The 18032-nt window shown below is 51.8% G+C and carries 19 protein-coding genes and 1 pseudogene; 11 read left to right on the top strand and 9 right to left on the bottom strand.

The window, feature by feature from the left end; translation table 11 throughout:
• Positions 1–28: 28 nt before the first annotated feature.
• The 8 genes from O71_RS00870 to O71_RS00905 all read left to right on the top strand — a co-directional run bounded on the left by O71_RS00870 (position 29) and on the right by O71_RS00905 (position 9254).
• The gene (locus O71_RS00870) at positions 29–289 is read left to right on the top strand and encodes a hypothetical protein (protein WP_155800410.1); all 261 of its coding nucleotides are present in this window, start codon (positions 29–31) and stop codon (positions 287–289) included.
• Positions 289–1347, top strand: coding sequence for a sensor histidine kinase (locus O71_RS00875; RefSeq protein WP_007652309.1), 1059 nt, complete (start codon positions 289–291; stop codon positions 1345–1347). The genes O71_RS00870 and O71_RS00875 overlap by 1 nt, the downstream gene beginning before the upstream one ends.
• Entirely contained in the window at positions 1322–2065 is a 744-nt protein-coding gene (locus O71_RS00880) for a LytTR family DNA-binding domain-containing protein (RefSeq protein ID WP_007652310.1), read from the top strand. The genes O71_RS00875 and O71_RS00880 overlap by 26 nt, the downstream gene beginning before the upstream one ends.
• Positions 2066–2328: 263 nt before the next feature.
• Positions 2329–2967, top strand: a complete 639-nt coding sequence (locus tag O71_RS00885; protein WP_007652311.1) for a TetR/AcrR family transcriptional regulator — start codon at positions 2329–2331, stop codon at positions 2965–2967.
• A 20-nt stretch (positions 2968–2987) separates the two neighbouring features.
• Positions 2988–4358, top strand: a complete 1371-nt coding sequence (locus O71_RS00890) for a TolC family protein (protein ID WP_007652312.1) — start codon at positions 2988–2990, stop codon at positions 4356–4358.
• 33 nt (positions 4359–4391) lie between these two features.
• The gene (locus O71_RS00895) at positions 4392–5429 is read left to right on the top strand and encodes an efflux RND transporter periplasmic adaptor subunit (RefSeq protein WP_007652313.1); all 1038 of its coding nucleotides are present in this window, start codon (positions 4392–4394) and stop codon (positions 5427–5429) included.
• Between the two features lie 128 nt (positions 5430–5557).
• Positions 5558–8992 carry an efflux RND transporter permease subunit gene (locus O71_RS00900; protein WP_007652314.1) on the top strand — a complete coding sequence of 1145 codons (3435 nt, stop codon included), beginning with the start codon at positions 5558–5560 and terminating at the stop codon, positions 8990–8992.
• Between the two features lie 4 nt (positions 8993–8996).
• Positions 8997–9254, top strand: coding sequence for an acyl carrier protein (locus O71_RS00905; RefSeq protein WP_007652315.1), 258 nt, complete (start codon positions 8997–8999; stop codon positions 9252–9254).
• Positions 9255–9428: 174 nt separating this feature from the next.
• Here O71_RS00905 and O71_RS00910 read toward each other — a convergent pair whose 3' ends face one another.
• From O71_RS00910 to O71_RS00920, 3 genes are all read right to left on the bottom strand, one after another.
• A complete protein-coding gene (locus O71_RS00910) occupies positions 9429–10169 on the bottom strand; it encodes a M48 family metallopeptidase (protein ID WP_007652316.1) in 741 nt (246 codons plus the stop codon).
• Positions 10170–10433: 264 nt separating this feature from the next.
• Complete coding sequence (locus O71_RS00915; protein WP_007652317.1) at positions 10434–11126, bottom strand: YkvA family protein; 693 nt, start codon at positions 11124–11126, stop codon at positions 10434–10436.
• A gap of 180 nt (positions 11127–11306) precedes the next feature.
• Complete coding sequence (locus O71_RS00920) at positions 11307–11927, bottom strand: C40 family peptidase (RefSeq protein ID WP_051017666.1); 621 nt, start codon at positions 11925–11927, stop codon at positions 11307–11309.
• Positions 11928–12217: 290 nt separating this feature from the next.
• Here O71_RS00920 and O71_RS00925 point away from each other — a divergent pair, with 290 nt between their 5' ends.
• Complete coding sequence (locus O71_RS00925; protein WP_007652319.1) at positions 12218–12595, top strand: hypothetical protein; 378 nt, start codon at positions 12218–12220, stop codon at positions 12593–12595.
• Between the two features lie 2 nt (positions 12596–12597).
• On the opposite strand, the gene O71_RS00930 is transcribed toward O71_RS00925, so the two are convergent.
• A complete protein-coding gene (locus tag O71_RS00930) occupies positions 12598–13233 on the bottom strand; it encodes a thioredoxin family protein (protein WP_007652320.1) in 636 nt (211 codons plus the stop codon).
• 9 nt (positions 13234–13242) lie between these two features.
• Positions 13243–13740 carry a TlpA disulfide reductase family protein gene (locus O71_RS00935; protein ID WP_234986285.1) on the bottom strand — a complete coding sequence of 166 codons (498 nt, stop codon included), beginning with the start codon at positions 13738–13740 and terminating at the stop codon, positions 13243–13245.
• A 116-nt stretch (positions 13741–13856) separates the two neighbouring features.
• Here O71_RS00935 and O71_RS00940 point away from each other — a divergent pair, with 116 nt between their 5' ends.
• Positions 13857–14414: a type 1 glutamine amidotransferase domain-containing protein gene (locus tag O71_RS00940; protein ID WP_007652325.1), complete on the top strand. Its 558-nt coding sequence runs from the start codon at positions 13857–13859 to the stop codon at positions 14412–14414.
• 81 nt (positions 14415–14495) lie between these two features.
• On the opposite strand, the gene O71_RS00945 is transcribed toward O71_RS00940, so the two are convergent.
• The 4 genes from O71_RS00945 to O71_RS00960 all read right to left on the bottom strand — a co-directional run bounded on the left by O71_RS00945 (position 14496) and on the right by O71_RS00960 (position 16686).
• The gene (locus O71_RS00945) at positions 14496–15041 is read right to left on the bottom strand and encodes a hypothetical protein (RefSeq protein WP_234986284.1); all 546 of its coding nucleotides are present in this window, start codon (positions 15039–15041) and stop codon (positions 14496–14498) included.
• A gap of 127 nt (positions 15042–15168) precedes the next feature.
• Positions 15169–15600, bottom strand: coding sequence for a YceI family protein (locus tag O71_RS00950; protein ID WP_051017665.1), 432 nt, complete (start codon positions 15598–15600; stop codon positions 15169–15171).
• Positions 15597–15890 carry a hypothetical protein gene (locus O71_RS00955; protein ID WP_155800412.1) on the bottom strand — a complete coding sequence of 98 codons (294 nt, stop codon included), beginning with the start codon at positions 15888–15890 and terminating at the stop codon, positions 15597–15599. Before O71_RS00955 ends, O71_RS00950 begins: the two co-directional genes overlap by 4 nt.
• 166 nt (positions 15891–16056) lie before the next feature.
• Entirely contained in the window at positions 16057–16686 is a 630-nt protein-coding gene (locus O71_RS00960; protein ID WP_007652327.1) for a hypothetical protein, read from the bottom strand.
• 564 nt (positions 16687–17250) lie between these two features.
• On the opposite strand from O71_RS00960, the pseudogene O71_RS00965 reads away from it, so the two are divergent.
• Positions 17251–18032, top strand: a pseudogene (locus O71_RS00965) (histone deacetylase); the annotation flags it as partial.

The raw sequence follows: 18032 nt of genomic DNA on the forward strand, positions 1-18032 counted from the left end.
CTCTAAGAACTTCAAGGGCGGCGAAGTGGTGAGCGTGTTCGGAGGCACGGAGCTGAACCTGATGCAGGCCGACATACAACACCCGATCGTGCTGGAGGCAACCCAGATCTTTGGGGGAACCACCCTCATCGTGCCCCCACACTGGCAAATCAAGTCCGACGAAATGGTGGCCATCCTGGGCGGCATCGACGACAAGCGACCTGCCATGCCACAGGGCTATGACCCCAATAAGGTGCTCATCCTGAAAGGCACCACCCTCTTTGGCGGACTCAACATCAAGAGTTACTAATGGAGGGGGTTGCATCGCAGGTACGGCTGATGCTGCTCTATCTGGGCTGGGCCTTGCTTTGGTCGGTGGTGCTGGTATTGGTGCTTTGGCAAACCGGCTTTGCCCTGAACCTGATACTGACAGATGCCCTGCTGATGAACGTGCTACTGGCTGTGGGTGGATTTGCTGTAGGTACAGGCCTGCGATTCTATCAGCCGAGCATCCGTCAGGGAGCATTTCTGCTGGGCTGGAGTCTGGGTTTGGCAGGTATATGCACCTTGCTGTTTGACTTTATAATGGGTCAGATGCAGCCAGAAGCCACCGCATACCTGGCTTTTGTCGATAAAACCTTGCCGATGCGCATCGCATTTGGCTGGCTGATGCTCTTGCTTATGCTACTCCTGACCTGGCTGTGGTTCTATACCCGTCAACTGCAGGAGGCTGAGAAGCGCAAAGCCGCCACCGAGAAGCTGGCCCGCGAAGCCGAGCTCTATAACCTGCGCCAGCAGTTGCAGCCGCATTTTTTGTTCAATAGCCTCAACTCCATCAGTGCCCTGGTAGTGAGTCGGCCGGAGCAAGCCCGCACCATGGTGCAGCAGCTGTCAGACTTCTTGCGCGGCACCTTGCGCAAGGACAACAGCCAGCTGGTGCCCCTGGCAGAGGAGCTAAAGCAATTGCAGCTATACCTGGACATTGAAAAAGTGCGCTTCGGGCATCGACTACAGGTAGCGGTAGAGGCCACCGATGAAAGTCAAAGCATGAAGCTGCCCGCCCTGCTGCTGCAGCCCGTCGTGGAAAACGCCATCAAGTTCGGACTCTACGACACGGTGGGGGAGACGACTATCAAGGTAAAGGCTACTACCGCGGACGGCTACCTGACCATCACCACCCAGAACCCCTATGACCCAGCCACAAGCCAGCCCCGCAAAGGCACCGGCTTCGGACTCGACTCCATTCAGCGCAGGCTATACCTGCTCTACGCCCGGCAGGACTTGCTGCGCACCTCTCAACAAGACCATCAGTTTACAACCACCATCAAGATACCCCAACACTATGAAAAAATGCCTGATAATAGATGATGAACCGTTGGCCCGCAGCATGGTGGCCGAGTACCTGCAAGCCTACCCTGAGCTGGAGGTGGTGCAGGAGTGCGGGGACGGCTTCGAGGGTGTGAAAGCCATCATGCAGCATCAGCCCGATCTGATCTTTCTTGACATCCAGATGCCTAAGATCAACGGCTTTGAGATGCTGGAGCTGGTGGAGCAAGCCCCCGGTGTCATCTTTACCACCGCCTTTGACGAGTACGCCATCAAGGCCTTTGAGACTAATGCCGTAGACTACCTGCTCAAGCCTTTCAGCAAAGAACGCTTCGATGCCGCCATACGCAAATGGCTGCAGAGCCAGGCAGCAGCACAGGCTATACCCGCCTCAAGTGCGCTGGAGGAGGCTACTGGCAAGCAACCTGAAGAACAGCATCGCATTGTAGTAAGAGCCGGCAACAACATCCGCATCATACCAGTGGCCGATGTGCTATACCTGGAGGCCTACGACGATTATGTGAAAATCCATGCCCGCGACGGCGTTTTCCTTAAGAAAAAGACGATGGGCTATTACGAAAAAGCGCTTGATCTGAAGCAGTTTGTGCGGGTGCATCGCTCCTATATCATGGCTCTGTCGCAGCTCACCCGCATCGAGCCCTTCGAGAAGGACAGCCACGTGGCACTGCTGCGCAACGGTGAGCGTATTCCCCTGAGCAAGAGTGGCTATGCCCGACTGCGGACAGTACTGGGTATATAGTCGCCTTTGTACATGCCTGTATTTGGATTTATCTGATCAGGAATGTGCTTCTGGCTGTTTGAAGTCAAAATAGCAGCGTCTGAATCAGCATTTGCCCTATTCGTCTAAATAGTTTTTCTCAAACCGAAAAAGCTCTCACATTTGTCTCGCTCAAAACTGTTTTGAGCTTGCCCGGAAAGTCTGAACACTTACTAAATAATTCTGTTAAACACTTGTGGAAACTTTTGGGATAAAAAACGTTTCCGTAGTTTTGCCTCGGAATTATGAAAATGGAAACGACAGTACAGCTATCGGTTAAAGATAAGATTGCAACAGAGGCATTTAAGCTTTTCTGTCGCCGCGGCATCAAGGGGTCCTCTATGGATGACATTGCGCAGCACCTTTCTATGTCCAAAAAAACCATTTACAAGTGGTTCAGCAACAAAGACGAGATTGTGTACTGGGCTATCAACTCATACCTGAGTTCGGTGGATGCGGACTGTGAGCGATGCAGGCAGGAGGCGCCCAATGCCATCGAAGAACTTTTTTCGATCATGAAGACCACCCGTCAAGTCTTCGCCAGCATTCACCCCGGCATCTTCTTCGACCTGCAGAAGTACCACGCCAACGCCTGGCAAAAGTGGCAGGAGTATAAGAACCATGACTTCCTTCACCGGATTAAAGATAACCTCAGGCGCGGCATTTCTGAAGGCTTGTTCCGTCAGGACCTGGACGTGGAGGTAATCGCCCGCCTGCGACTCGCCCAGATCGAGGTGCCTTTTGACGAAACCCTTTTCCCCCGCTTCCAATTTGAGCTGCTGCATGTGCAAACGGCCAGCCTCGAGTACTTCATGCTCGGTATCGCCACGCTCAAGGGGCACAAGATGATCAATGACTACAAGCAAATCACAGAAGAAGAATAACTGACTACAACTCTCCGATTATGAAAAAAAACATTAGCCTGTTACTGGCACTATTCGTCTTGCTAAGCCCGGTCAAGGTGCTGGCGCAGGCATCGCCGCAGGCTTTCAGTCTGCAACAGAGTATCGATTATGCCCTGCAGAACCGCGCGAGCCTGAAAATGGCCCGCAACCAGCAGGACATCGACAAAGCCAAAGTAGGAGAGATCCGGGCCATGGGGCTACCGCAGATCAATGCCGCCGCTGACTTGGGCAAAAACGTGATACAGCAAAAGAGCTTCCTGCCGGCAGAGTTTTTTCAGGATCCGGATAACCCTAATTCGCCGGAGCCAGGCACCTTCGTGCCAGTGGTGTTCACGCCCCAGTATACTGGCAATGCTACCGTCACGGCCAGCCAGTTGCTCTTCGATGGCTCATACCTGATCGGTTTGAAAGCCGCCAAGACTTATACCGAACTGTCGCGCAAAACCACGGAGCAGAACGAGATTGATGTAGTGGAACAGGTGACCAAGGCCTATTACAGTGTGCTGGTGAGCCGGGAGCGCATGGAGCTTCTCAACCAGAACCTCTACCGCCTGGACACGCTCCTGAAGCAGACGCAAGTGATGTTTGAGCAGGGCGTAGCTGAAAAGCTGGACGTGGACCGCCTTCGTGTGACCTACAACAACCTGAACGTAGAAAAACAGAAGACAGAGCGCTTGCTTACTTTAGGAGAGGACCTGCTCAAGTTCCAGATGGGAATGCCCCAGAAAGAGCAGCTGATTTTGACAGACAGTCTGAGCGAAGTGCAGGTTGATATGGCCAAGACCAATCGAAACGGTTTCAATTATAGCAATCGCATCGAGTACTCTGTCCTGGAGACGCAGCGGGACCTCGCCATGCTAAACCTGCGCAACATTCGTTCTGGCTATCTGCCCAAGCTATACCTGAACGGCCGCTACGGTTACGTGGCCGCCAACAATGACTTCAGCGAGATCACCCGCAGCCGTAACTGGTTCGATTTCGCCTACGTGGGCCTGGGCCTGCAGGTGCCGATCTTTGACGGCCTGCGCAAGCACTACCAGGTGCAGCAGTCCCGTCTGACGCTTGAGAACGCCAAACTAGGGTTTGAGAGTCTGGAGCAAGGCATAGACCTGGAGCTGGAACAAGCCTCTACCGACCTGACCAATTCATTGGACGTGCTGGCATCGCAGCGCGAGAACCTGGAACTGGCTGAGGAGATTGCCCGCGTGGCCAAGATCAAGTTTCAGGAGGGCGTTGGCTCTAACTTAGAGGTAGTCACCGCCGAAACAGACTTGCGCCAGGCACAGACCAATTACTACGCCGCCATGTACGATGCCCTGATCGCTAAAGTGAACCTGGACAAAGCCACTGGCACCCTGCTTATAAAATAAAACACTTGAAAAAAGACTAACACACGACTTATCATGAAAAAGATATTTGGAGTTTCATCGCTTGCCCTGTTCCTTAGCCTGGCCGCCTGTAACCAGGGCAGCGACAAAGAAGCGCAACTGGCAGAACTGAAGAAACAGCAAACGGAGCTGCAGGAGCAGATCGCACAGCTGGAAGCAGAGCTAAAGACAGAAGGCAAGGGCGGACCAGTTGAGAGAAAGACTGTGCCGGTAACCGTAGCGCAGGTGCAGCAGGACACGTTCCGTCACTACCTGGAGGTGCAGGGCCGTGTAGACTTCGATCAGAACGTGCTGGTTAGTGCCAAAGTACCGGGCGTGCTGACAAGCGTTCGGGTGAAGCGCGGTGACAAGGTGACGAAGGGGCAGACCATGGCCACCATCGATGCGCAGGTGCTCGAGCAGAACATAGCCGAGGTGCGTACCCGTCTGGAACTGGCCAACGTAGCCTACGAACGCCAGAAAAACCTTTGGGACCAGAAGATTGGCACTGAGATGCAGTTTCTGACTGCCAAGAATAACAAAGAGGCCCTGGAGCGCAGTCTGGCTACGCTGCAGCAGCAGCGTGACCAATATAACGTGAAAGCTCCGGTGAGCGGTGTGGTAGACAACGTAATTCCGAATGCCGGGGAGGCCGTGTCGCCGGGGGTGGGCATCATCCGGGTGGTCAACACCAATGGCTCTAAGATTGTGGCAGAGGTATCAGAGGCTTACCTGACCAAGATCAGCAAAGGCGACGAAGCTTTGATACGCTTCCCGGACCTGAACCAGGAGATCAGCGCCACGGTGGATGTGGTGAGCAGCTTCATCAACCCGAGCAGCCGCACCTTCATGATCGAGCTACGGCCGAAAAACGTGGACGTAGAGCTGCGTCCGAACCTGGTGGCCGTGGTGCGCATACAGGACTACCGCAAAGAAGACGCCATCATTATACCTGTCAACCTGGTACAGCGCGACGAGAAATCACAGTACGTGTACGTAGCCCAGAAACAAGGCGAGCGCTATGTGGCCACCCGTAAAGAGGTGGAGACGGGCGTGAACTACCAGGGCAGGTAGAAGTGCTGAATGGACTGACAGCGCAAGACTACATCATTACAGCAGGATACCAGAGTGTGAACGAAGGGCAGCCGGTTGTTTTCAACCAGGAGCGTCTTGCGCAGCAATAATCTTTTAAGCAGCAAACTATGAAATATTTCAAGCCGACCAATTGGTCCATTGATAATAGGACGAGTATATACATCATTACCCTCATCATCTCGGTGTGGGGTATCTTCTCGTACATCACGCTCCAGAAAGAGAATTTCCCTGACATCGTGATTCCGACCGTGTTTGTGGGCACGGTATACCCGGGCACGTCGCCGGCCGATATCGAGAACCTGGTTACCCGCCCCATCGAAAAGCAGCTGAAGGCTATTTCGGGAGTGAAGAAGGTGACGTCCAATTCTATTCAGGACTTCTCGATGATCACGGTGGAATTCAACACCGACGTGGATGTGGTGGAGGCAAAGCAGCTGGTAAAGGATGCTGTAGATAAGTCCCGCACTGACCTGCCGACCGACCTCGACCAGGACCCGAATGTGCAGGAGGTGAACTTTTCTGAGTTCCCGATCATGTACCTCAATGTATCAGGCAACTACAGCCTCGACCGCCTGAAAAAGTATGCTGAGGATATACAGGACCGCATCGAAGCGCAGCCCGAGATCACCCGCGTGGACATGGTGGGTGCTCTTGACAAGGAGGTGCAGGTAAACGTGGACCTCTACAAAATGCAGGTGGCACAGGTAACCTTCGCTGACATTGCCCGGGCCATTTCTTCTGAAAACGTTACCGTGTCGGGTGGCAATATATCGGTAGGCGAGATGAAGCGCTCTGTGCGTGTGGTGGGCCAGTACACCGACCCGAATAAGATTGGGGATATCGTGGTAAAGTCACTGTCCGGCGCTAATATCCAGCTGAAAGAAATCGCGGAGGTAAAAGAAGGGTTTGAAGAGCAGGAGAGTTTTGCGCGTCTGGACAATGCGCCCGTAATTACGCTCAACGTAATCAAGCGAAGCGGCGAGAACCTTATACAGGCATCTGACAACATCCACGAAATGGTGGAGGAGATGCAGGCTACCGTGCTCCCGGCTGACCTGAAGGTGACCATCACAGGTGATCAGTCTACGATGACGCGCCACACCCTGAACGACCTGATCAACACGATCATCATCGGCTTCGTGCTGGTGACCCTGATCCTGATGTTCTTCATGGGCACGACCAACGCCATTTTCGTCGGGCTGTCGGTGCCAATCTCCATGTTCATCGCCTTTATGCTGATGCCGGTGCTGGGCTTCTCGCTCAACATGATCGTGCTCTTCTCGTTCCTGCTGGCACTGGGTATTGTGGTGGACGATGCCATTGTGGTGATTGAGAACACGCACCGCATTTTGCACCAGTCCAATCTGGGTATTATCAAGTCAGCGAAACTGGCGGCCGGTGAGGTTTTTGTGCCCGTGCTGGCGGGTACACTGACTACGGTGGCGCCCTTCCTGCCACTGGCTTTCTGGCCGGGCATTGTAGGTAAGTTCATGTTCTACCTGCCGATCACGCTTATCGTCACACTGATGGCGTCATTGCTGGTAGCCTTTATCATCAACCCGGTGTTTGCGGCTTCTTTCATGAAGAGGGAGCACGAGCAGGAGGCTGATATCGCACCGCGTGCACGTCGCAACTTCTGGTTACTGATAGGTGGTGCCACACTGGTGGCCATCGTGGGGTACATGGCCGGCTGGTATGGCACGGCCAACCTGATCATGCTGGTGGTGGTATTGGTGCTGCTTAACCGCTTCGTCTTCCGTCGCATGATCCACGGTTTCCAAAACACAACGCTGCCACGCTTCATGCGCGGCTACGAGCGCCTGCTGCGCTGGATGCTGATGGGCAGACGGCCAGTGTGGATGTTCCTGAGCATGTTTGTACTACTTATTTTCTCTTTTTTTCTGACGGCAGTAAGAGCTCCTAAAGTAGTATTCTTCCCGGATTCAGATCCGAACTTTGTCTATACCTATATTAGCATGCCGGTCGGTACGGATCAGCTTGTGACTGACTCGGTTACACGTGAGGTGGAGAAGCGCATCTATCGGGTGATTGGTGCCGAAAACAGCGACGTTGAATCGGTTATTTCCAATGTGGCCATCGGTGCCGGCGACCAGAACGACCGCAGCGTGACCGCACAATCTCACTTAGGAAAGGTTACCGTAGCCTTTGTTGAGTATCAATACCGAACCGGCGAGCGCAGTACGCAAGAGTATATGAACGAAATACGCGAAGCGGTGCGTGGTATACCGGGTACCAACATCACGGTCGACAAAGAGCAGAACGGCCCGCCGGTAGGTAAGCCGATCAGCATTGAAATAGCTGGTGAGGACTTTGAAGGCCTGGTGGCGCTGTCAAAGCAAGTGCAGGCTTACATTGATCAGCAGCAGATTGGTGGTATAGAAGAACTCCGCAGCGATCTGGAAGACAGTAAACCGGAGATCATCATCAACATCGACCGGGAGCGTGCCAACCGCGAAGGCATCAGCACCGGGCAAATCGGTATGGAACTGCGCACGGCCATTTTCGGCGACGAGGCCTCTAAGTTCAAACTGGACGAAGAAGAGTACCCGATACAAGTACGCTATGCAGAGCCTTATCGCGAGAACATTGATGCCTTGCTGGACATGCGCATCACGTACCGCGACATGAACAGCGGGCAGGTACGCCAGATCCCGCTTTCGTCGCTGGCGAGCATTGAGTACGGTACTTCATACGGAGGTATCAAGCGCAAAAACCTCAAACGAGTGGTAACGCTGGAGTCGAACGTGCTGGACGGGTACAATGCCAACGAGGTGGTGCAGAGCATCGGAAGTTCGCTGCAGAATTTCGAAACGCCGGAAGGATTTGAGATCAGCATGGGCGGACAACAGGAGGAGCAGGAGGAAACAGCCAACTTCCTGATGATTGCCCTGGTGGCGGCCTTCCTGATCATCTTCCTGGTGCTGGTGACACAGTTCAACTCCGTCTCGAAGCCGTTCATCATCCTGTCTGAAGTGCTCTTTAGCATCATCGGCGTGTTGCTGGGCTTCTCCATCTTTGGGATGGACGTGTCAGTGGTGATGACCGGTGTAGGCATCGTGGCTCTGGCGGGTATTGTGGTGAAAAACGGTATCCTGATCGTGGAGTTCACCGACATGCTGATAGAAGAGGGGCGCGACCTGAAAGAAGCAATCGTGGAAGCAGGCAAGACCCGTCTGAACCCGGTGCTCCTGACCGCGACTGCGACTATACTAGGCTTGATACCCTTGGCGTTAGGTATAAACCTGAACTTCTATACCCTGTTCACGGAGTTCAAAGCGAACTTCTTTATGGGGGGCGATAGTGCCGCCTTCTGGGGACCGCTGGCCTGGACGATCATCTTTGGCCTGGGATTTGCGACTATCATCACACTCCTGATCGTGCCGGTGATGTACTTGCTCAATGAAAAGCTGAGAGCCAAGATAAAAGGAGATAGAAAGCCGGCAGGAGGCGTGAAAATCATACCTCAGGAGGAAACGGAGGTACCTGTAAATGGAAAAGTAGTTAGAGAATACACCTTATAAATATATGATTGCAACAACAGACAAGACTATTGAGCGGGAGGTAATCCGCATCATTAGCAAAACCAAGGAGATTAGACCTGCCCGTTTGCAGGCAAATGCCCGTCTGGAAAAAGATTTCGGCTTTGATACGGTGGATGTAGTGGATATCATCCTGGAGTTGGAAAAAAATTTCCAGATCACCATTCCGGATGAAGTTCCGATCAACACGGTGGGCGACTTTGTGGACTTTGTAGCATCACATGCGATGCAGAAAGCCAGCTGATCGAATTTATAAATAGTATAAACAGAAGCGGCCGGGGTGCAAACCCCGGCCGCTTTTTATTTGGTAAAACTACAGCCCTGAAGGTGGAATCAGGTTCCTGTGTGGCCGTCGTTGTGCGTATGTTTTCAGAAAATAATGCGTGTAGTAAGCGTTCTGTCGATAGGCAATAATTGGTTAATAGATAGAGATGCGGTAAGCTTTCAGTTTCTGGTCGAGTGCCTTGGAGTTAGGACATATCTTGTCGAGCAATGCCCAGAAACCCGGACCATGATTTTTCTCGATGGTATGCGCCAGCTCGTGCAGGATCACGTAATCGCAAAGTGAGTCAGGCAGACGCATCAGGTGCAGGTTGAGGTTGATGTTGTTAGTATGTGAGCAGCTTCCCCAGCGTGATTTGGCGTTTTTGATGAACACATTCTGGTAATCGAAGCCAAACTTGTCGGCAAAGAACCTGACACGCTCCGGCAGATACGCTTTAGCCTCTTTGCGGTAGGCCTCCTCGATCGACTTGCGGATAAACTTCTGCACTTCGTTGTCGCGCACGTCTTTGTAAGCCGGGTAGAACACGTTGATGTAACCGTTCTCGATCACGCAGCGCATGGTATACTGGGCATGCGTGAGCAGGCGCAGGGTATGGCAGCGGGTCTTGAAATCAGTGTTGCCATCGTACATGGTCACGCGGGCCTCCTGCTGCTTCATGCGGGCCTGGTGCTCCTTTATCCAATCGCTCTTGGTATAAATAAGCTGCTCGGCTTTTTCGAAGCTAATGTGCGGAGGAACGGCTACACGCACCCCTTTGATAGGGCGCACACTGATGCTAAGACGCTTGGCTTTGTCGCTGCGTTCGATCAGAACCTTCCCGATGCCGTCGATGTGAAGATTAACGGAAGTAAGTCGTAGAAATGATGAAGACACCTTGGCTAAAAGTTAAAAATACACAATCATCAGTCCAAATATAGAGAATTAATTCCTGAAGAAACTAATAGATAAGCGGGTTTTTTCTAATTTTTTTCAGATTTCTGTATTTGAATAGTACTATATTGTGCGGCTGTTATGTATTTTTTTAAGCTGTGTTATGCAGGAATTTAATCCGCTGTTACATCCTCAAAGGAGGCACTGAAGGCATAAAAAAAGCCGCCCTGAAAGGCAGCTTTTCATGTATTCGTTTTGTGGGGCAGGCTAGCGTATGTTGCCGCCTTCCGGAATGTCGTCGTGCGGGTTTTTAGCTACGCGGCTGCTGTCGGTGGTAGAGGCACGCACAATGGGCTCGTGGTGGCCTGGTTCCTCAGAGCCGTGTCCCTGCGAAGGATGGGCTGGGCCTTCGTGCTGCACTTCTGTTGAGTCAGCAGCCCGGTCGCTGTACTTTGGCGTGCCGAAAGAATTGTCAGCATGGTGCGGCTCCATGGTATGCACCGACTTCTGCCGGGCCTGGCGCTCCTCGTCCCACTCCTTGAATTTGTCGAGCTCCGATTTGATGCTGGTCATAAACCAGGCCAGCAGGGTAGCATCGTCCAAAAGACCGATCACAGGTATAAAGTCAGGTATCAGGTCGATCGGCATCAGGAAGTACAGAATTACGGCCACACCACCTACCAATGTTGTATTCGGGATGCCTTTGTACTCCCCGTTCACCGCCGATCTGATCATGTGCGAGAGAACCTGGAAGCTTTCCCATACCTCGCCCGCAATCGTTCCCAGGCTTTTCTTGGCCGTGGCTTTCTTGAAGGCGTCGTTCAAAAGTCTGATAACCTGCGAAGGATGCTCCAGATACTTCTCTGCCTTTTTGAGTATGTTCTTAAAGAGCTGGCTCTGGGAAATGGTTTTCCCGTCCGGGCTCTGCTGTTGCTGATTCTGAGTGTTCTGATCTGTCATAAGGTATGTGTGATTTTGTATAGCACCTGCTTCGGCTGTTTGTCAAATCGGGCGCAAGTTGCTCAACTCCGAACAACCTTCCTATACCCTGCTACAAGTAATTTTGTTATACACCGCAAATGAAAAAACGGGCGCTGGTATAGCTGCCCGTCCTCAAAATCTATGATACAAGGTATAGCTCTAGTCAACCCGGCCGGCAGCGTAGTAGTAGTTGCGGTAATAAGGCTCCTTGAGTGAGCTGATCATTACGCCACCGCTTGTGGCGGAGTGCACAAACTTGTTGTCTTTGAGGTAGATGCCCACATGAAAGATCGGCTGCCTGGGACTGCGACGGAAAAAGACAAGATCACCGGTGCGTACACTGTCTTTGCAGATACGGGTCACGTCGTCGAACATGGAGCGGGAGCTGCGGCTCAGATCGATACCGTACACGTCGCTGTAGATGCGGGTCACAAAGCCGGAGCAGTCGGTTCCTCGTTTTGAGTTGCTGCCATAGCTGTAAGGAGTGCCCAGCCACTTGGATACGGTCTCGAGCAGGTCTTTGTCTTCGCTGTAGTCGAGCTTGAGACCGAGTTTGCGGGAGTAGCGGTGGTAGAAGGCCGAATCCACGGGTTCGCTCAGGTGGGACGGCACCTGTAGTTGTAGTGCCCTCGCGATGTCCTCTCCTGTCTGGATCGGGTATAGCATGAGGCTGGCCGTTTCTGTTTCAGCCGGTGTCGACTCAGGCTTTTTTACTTCGTAGAAGAAAGAAAGAGCGATCGATACCAGGGCCAGTACGCTCAGTATGATTGTTTTTGTCATAGGGTTTAGCATGTTTAGCTCTGCCGTAGCAGCAAACTTTGTCACCTTATGGTTGTAGAGTGGTATAGGTCTTGTATTGCATTTTATACCCTGCAACCTGTTCGTCAAACCTAAAATGGCGAACCAGGGAGCAAAAGTAAGTACAATTTTCTAGACTGGCAATATGGTAAATAGCTGATGTTCACTGGAGAAAGGCATACTATTCACTTTTTATTCAGAGCTGTTTACCCGTATAATAGCCTGGGCACGTAACCTAAATGACCTGTTGTGTCAGGTATAAGCTTACAAAAATGAAGTACAAAATTGTTGAGAATTCCCCTTTTGCCCGCATCGCCCGCCTGGTGCTCAAGAGCAGTAATGTGGCCATGGTGCTGGGCCGAACGATCCACCTGAGCGGCGTAAAGCGGGATTCTTTTCTGCGTGACAAAGGCTGGGTGGCGCACGAACTCTGCCATATCCGGCAGTTTCAGGAGCATGGCTATCTGCGGTTCCTGTGGCTATACCTGCGCGAGTCAATGCGGGTGGGCTATTACAACAACAAGTATGAAGTGGAGGCCCGCATTGCCGGCCTGAAAGGGGAAATTGATCTGCCTGTGGCTCAAAAAGCAGACAGCTCGATCAAACCGACCGAGCTGCCATTGCCTGTTGATATCAGAAAGGAAAGCTGAAACTATGCCTGGCGCCACTTAATGGTGCAGCCGATCGCTTTGGTGTTCGGCTGGCTCACGGCTTTGCCGGCAACCAGTTCGTCAAGAGCGGCTTCCGCGTACTTCTTCTGCACCTTGTTTGGCTCGCGAGAGTTGTCATCTATGGTGCCAATGTAGGCTACCTTGAAAGTGCCGTCTTTCTGCTTCTGTACCACATATAAGTGTGGCGTGCGGGTCGCTCCGTAGGCTTTGGTAATTTCCTGCGTTTCGTCATACACGTATGGGAACGGGAAGCTCTTCTCTTTTGCGCGCACCTGCATGTGCTTGTAAGAGTCCTTCGGCGATACCTGTACATCGTTCGGGTTGATGGCAATCACCGGATAGCCTTTTGGCGCATACTTGTTGTGCAAGTCAATGATGCGATCTTCGTACGCCACAGAGTAAGGGCAGGTGTTGCAGGTGAACGTCACAATGAAGCCCTTGGCGTCTTTGTAGTCGCTCATCGAAACCATTTTGCCGTCCACGTTCTTCAGTTTGAAGTCGCGGGCCGTATCGCCTACCTGGTAGCCGGAGTTGTTGGAGGCAGGTATAGCTGCCATCAGCACGCCCACCAACAGCAGGCATGCCATGTAAAGAAGCGGGATTCGGTTATTCTTCATAGTGATAGATTATGGTTTATACTTGTTGATCAGTTCCTGTAGCTCCTGCTCCGAGATTTCACGCTCTATAAACTCGTACTGTCCACGCTTGTTGTTGAAGAACATGGTGGCAGGTATGGCGCCCGACCACTTCGGCTCAATGCGGTCGATCCAGGTGTTGCCGTCTGGCTCGTCAAGCAGGTATAGCCGCGACTGCAGCTTGCGCTTCTGCACAAAAGGCATCACCCGCTTCTCTTTGTCCTGCACGGCATCCATGCTTACCAGGATCACACGCACCGGCTGGTCTTTGTACTTGGCGTGGGCAGCTTCGAAATAAGGCATCTCTTTGATGCAGGGCTTGCACCACGTGGCCCAGAAGTTCACCACATACAGGGTGTCGTGCGGCGACTGGCGCAACTCCTGCAACTGGTCAAACTTAATGGTCGTGACTTCCTGTGCCAGTGCTGCCGTACTTGTCAGCAGGCCAAAGGCCATTGCCAGCATAAATTGCTTCAGATGTTTCATCATGGAATGATAACGAAATACACAGCAGGGCTATTGCTGCATGCTGCCTTCTAACAATTTGCCCTCTAAATCGTTTTGAATAAACTATACGAATGTTAAACTAAAAAAACGAACTTAGAATGGCTAATAAACTGGAAGGAAAAAAGATAGCAATAGTAGTAACCGACGGATTTGAGCAGGTGGAGCTCACCGAACCCAAAAAAGCGCTGGAAGAAGCCGGTGCCCAGACCCACATCATCGCCCTGAAAGACGGTGAAGTGAAAGGCTGGGACCACACGGACTGGGGCGATAAATTCAAAGTGGACAAGACCATCGATAATGTGAACGCTGACGATTATAACGGGCTGCTGCTGCCCGGCGGTGTGATGAGTCCCGATAAGCTGCGGGCCAACGACAAGGTGGTAAACTTTGTGAGTAAGTTCATGGAAAGCGGCAAGCCGGTAGCTGCCATCTGCCACGGCCCGTGGACCCTGATCGAAACCGGCAAGTTGCAGGGCAAGAAAATGACCAGCTACCATACGCTAAAGACTGACCTGAAGAACGCAGGAGCTGAGTGGGTGGATCAGGAAGTGGTAGTGGACAATGGCCTGGTCACCAGCCGCAACCCGGACGATATACCTGCCTTCAATAAAAAGATCATTGAGGAGTTTGCAGAGGGTCGCCACGAGCCGCGTTAAGCAAGCACCGGGGGATAACAAAAAACCGCTGCGCCATACCTGTTTGGGTATAGCGCAGCGGCTTTTTTTAGATTTATAACTTTAGTTTTGGATAAGAGACAGTAACAGCTCAGCCCGGCCTTCCAGCAGTACAGCCAGCGTGATATCGAGCACCAGTAAAAACAGCCCCTGCAGAGTGATAGACTGCCCATAGCCCAGGTACTGCTCTGCTTTTGGCGAACTCAGCGATCGTTCTTTCAGGTAAGCTGCCAGCATCAGAAACGCAAAGTCCAGGCCAATGCTCAGGTATAGCAGCTTGAGCGTCCAGTAGTGGAAAGCAACCGTTTCAGATAGTGATCGGACACTAGAGTCAACTGAGAGTATAAAATAGAGTGATCCGCCTGCAATGATCATGTTGACGATGTTCCAGTAGATGTTCATCTGGAAAAAGTAACGCTTGTTGCGCGAAGACTTGGTTAGTTTGATACTGCTGATCAGTATGTTGATAAGTGCCCAGACACCCAGTGCCAACATGCCGAATTTCAGCGTCTCTGCCTGTTTCAAGTTAAATGCCGCTATGGCGCTGCCCTGGGCGTTGGCCGTGAGACAGAGTAGCAAAAGAGGCAACAGGCAAAGGTATTTTCTCATAATATGTTCACAAATGGTTTGTGTAGGAACGTATTACGGGTGAGTTTAGCATAGCTGAGCGGTAATAAATGTCGGAACAGTACAATTGCTGTAACGCAACTATGGGTGTAAGTGTTTGTTAGCTAGTTTATTGCCTGCGAGCCACTATGTCAAGTCCAATATTGACGGATGGGTAAATAGTCCTGTTCCCGAGCGACTGGTCTGAGCCGTAGGTGAGTTTCCAGTGGGTGCGGTCAATGTTGAAATTAGCTTTGGCGCGCAGCAAAGAGTCTTCCAACTCAATAAGGGCAGGAAAGCTGATGCTCTTGGTGATGCCTGTAATAGTAAGGTTCCCTGTCACTTTGTGATTCGGGTTTTTGATGCGCAGCTGTTTTGTGTTGTCGGGAAGGGCAGGGGCGTCCTGGCGCTCCGTGCTGTCATAAGGTACGATAGAGGTGATCACAAAGGAGGCAATGGGATGCTGTTGCACGTCAAAAAAGTCCTCGGAGCGCAGGTGCTTTGTCAGTTTTTTGTTTCCTGCCTCGTCAATTGACTTGTCATCCGAGCGCACATTGGTCATATCGAGACTGCCTTGCCGCCATGGGGCTTGCCATCGTGCAGTGTGATCGTGCCTTCTCTGATTGGGATGAGGCCATTGTGGCGTCCTGTCACTTTAGCGCCTATCCAGGTAACGGTGCTTTTGGCTGTGTCCAGCTCAAATATCTGGTCGGGCATGCCGGGGCTGAGAGCCCGAACGGCAGCGCCCACTTCTGCTTCATCGGTTTTTACGGTAGTGTCGCAGGCCATGCCAGCAAATGCCAGGAAGGCCCAAAGTAGGGTATAGAGCGGTTGTAGTCTGTGCGTGTTCATAAGTGTAAGCGCTGTGCCTCCTGGCACAGGGGTGGTTTTCTGCATTATAAAATACGACATACAAAGACAAAGGGCTGAAAACAGCAGGCTGTATACCTGTGCTTAAAAACAAACAGGGACCTGCTGCCAGGTCCCTGTGTCGAGGAGATCAGAGGTGAGTAATCCCTTAAAAGCCAAAGCCCAGGTATACCTGGAACACGCCGTGCTTTATATCCTGATTTATCTTCTGCCCCTGGTTGTTTTCTTTGCGCAGGTCCTCCAGCCCCAGGTTATAGCGGGCTCCCAGTCTGAAAATGCTCAGTCGGGCCTCGGCGCCGGCTGCTACGCCATAGGCAAAGGTATTCAGCGGCTCTATGCTTACTTCCGTGTCCTCTTCCTTGGCAGACATCAGGATGCCTACCTGCGGACCAAAATGTATGCTCATCATTTTCAGTGATATTGAATACCGCCAGAATGGGTACCTCCAGGTAATCGAAGCGGAAGGTGGAGTCGTTTCGCTCAATGCCCTTTCGGGAGTACAGCGCCTCAGGCTGTATAGAAAAGGTGTTGCCAAGCGAAAACTGGTATAGACACCGGCATGGAAAGTTGTAAGGCCGCTGAAGTTGCCTAGCACGTCTTTGTCGCTGCCGCGGAGGGTGGCGAAGTTCACACCGCCTTTTATACCAAAGCCGGAGTTGGTTCCGGTACCGCTGAACAGGTTGTGATTCTGCTGTCCTGCCGATGGTCCGTAATCGGTCTGAGCATAGGCACCTACTGAAAACAGGAAAGCAAGTAGGAGTAGTATAGATTTTTTCATCGTTTTGTCTGGTTGGTTTCTATTAAAGTTTACGATAGCCTATGCTAAAGTGTGACTTTTATATGTGAATTGCTATATATCGTTACATAAGTTACAAAGGTTGCATTGTCCTTGCGCACAGATTATTAGGTATAGCTTTTGCACTGATAATATTTAGTCGGGAGCACTCTCTTTTTGGACTGCTCCGTGTGAAGCCGTGCCTGTAGCGTCTGTCAGACAGGTGTTCGAGGTGATGAAATTTACCTGAAATTAACAGGGAGTTAACAGTAAATGGTGGATAATTCACCGTAATCAACATAGTTATCCACATTTATCCACATCCTGAATGCGCATTTGTGGGCAATTATATAGGGTTTCATGAATTTATGCACCTGTGTGCATAGGGTGTTTTACATAATGTTGTGAGAGGATAATTGCACTGAAAATCAGGTGTAAACGACTTGTGCAGGTGCTGTAAAAGTAGCTCTGTAACGGGTTCTGGTCGGCAGACAAAAGGGTGCATTGGGGAAAGAAAATGAAGCGGTGGATAAACCAGTGGCGGTGTATAAATGTTAATTTTGCACTATGCTAAAAATTGCCTGGTCCGAAATATTCGCACACTCCCTCCCCGAAGGCCACCGCTTTCCGATGGCCAAGTACGATTTGCTGCCCGAGCAGCTGCTCTACGAAGGCACTATTACGAAAGACAATCTCTTCGCCCCCGAACCGCTACAGGAACAATACATTCTTGACACCCACGACGCCACCTATTGGCAGCGCCTGCGCGACCTGGAGCTAAGTCCGTCGGAGATTCGAAAGACGGGTTTTCCATTGTCTGAGCAACTGGTGCAGCGGGAGGTCGTGATCATGAATGGTACGCTGCAGGCATCGCTGTTTGCGCTGGAGTTTGGCATCGGCATGAACATAGCCGGCGGCACGCACCATGCCTTCACAGACAGGGGCGAGGGCTTCTGTCTGCTCAACGACATAGCCATAGCGGCCAATCACCTGCTTAAATATAAGGGGATAAAGAAAGTGCTGGTGGTGGATCTGGACGTGCACCAGGCAACGGCACGGCACAGATTTTCAGGAACGAGCCACGAGTGTTTACCTTCAGCATGCACGGTGGGCATAACTATCCCTTCCACAAAGAACAATCGGACCTGGATGTACCGCTGGCAGAGGGAACTGATGATAAAACCTATTTGAAATTATTAGGAGAGCACCTGCCGCGGTTGCTGGACGAGCAGGAGCCCGGCTTTGTGTTTTTTCAGTCAGGAGTGGATGTGCTGGCAACTGACAAACTCGGGAAGCTGGGTATGAGCATAGCCGGCTGTAAAGAGCGCGACCGCATGGTGCTGGAGGCT

Source organism: Pontibacter sp. BAB1700 (assembly GCF_000277005.1).
GTDB classification, from domain to species: domain Bacteria; phylum Bacteroidota; class Bacteroidia; order Cytophagales; family Hymenobacteraceae; genus Pontibacter; species Pontibacter lucknowensis.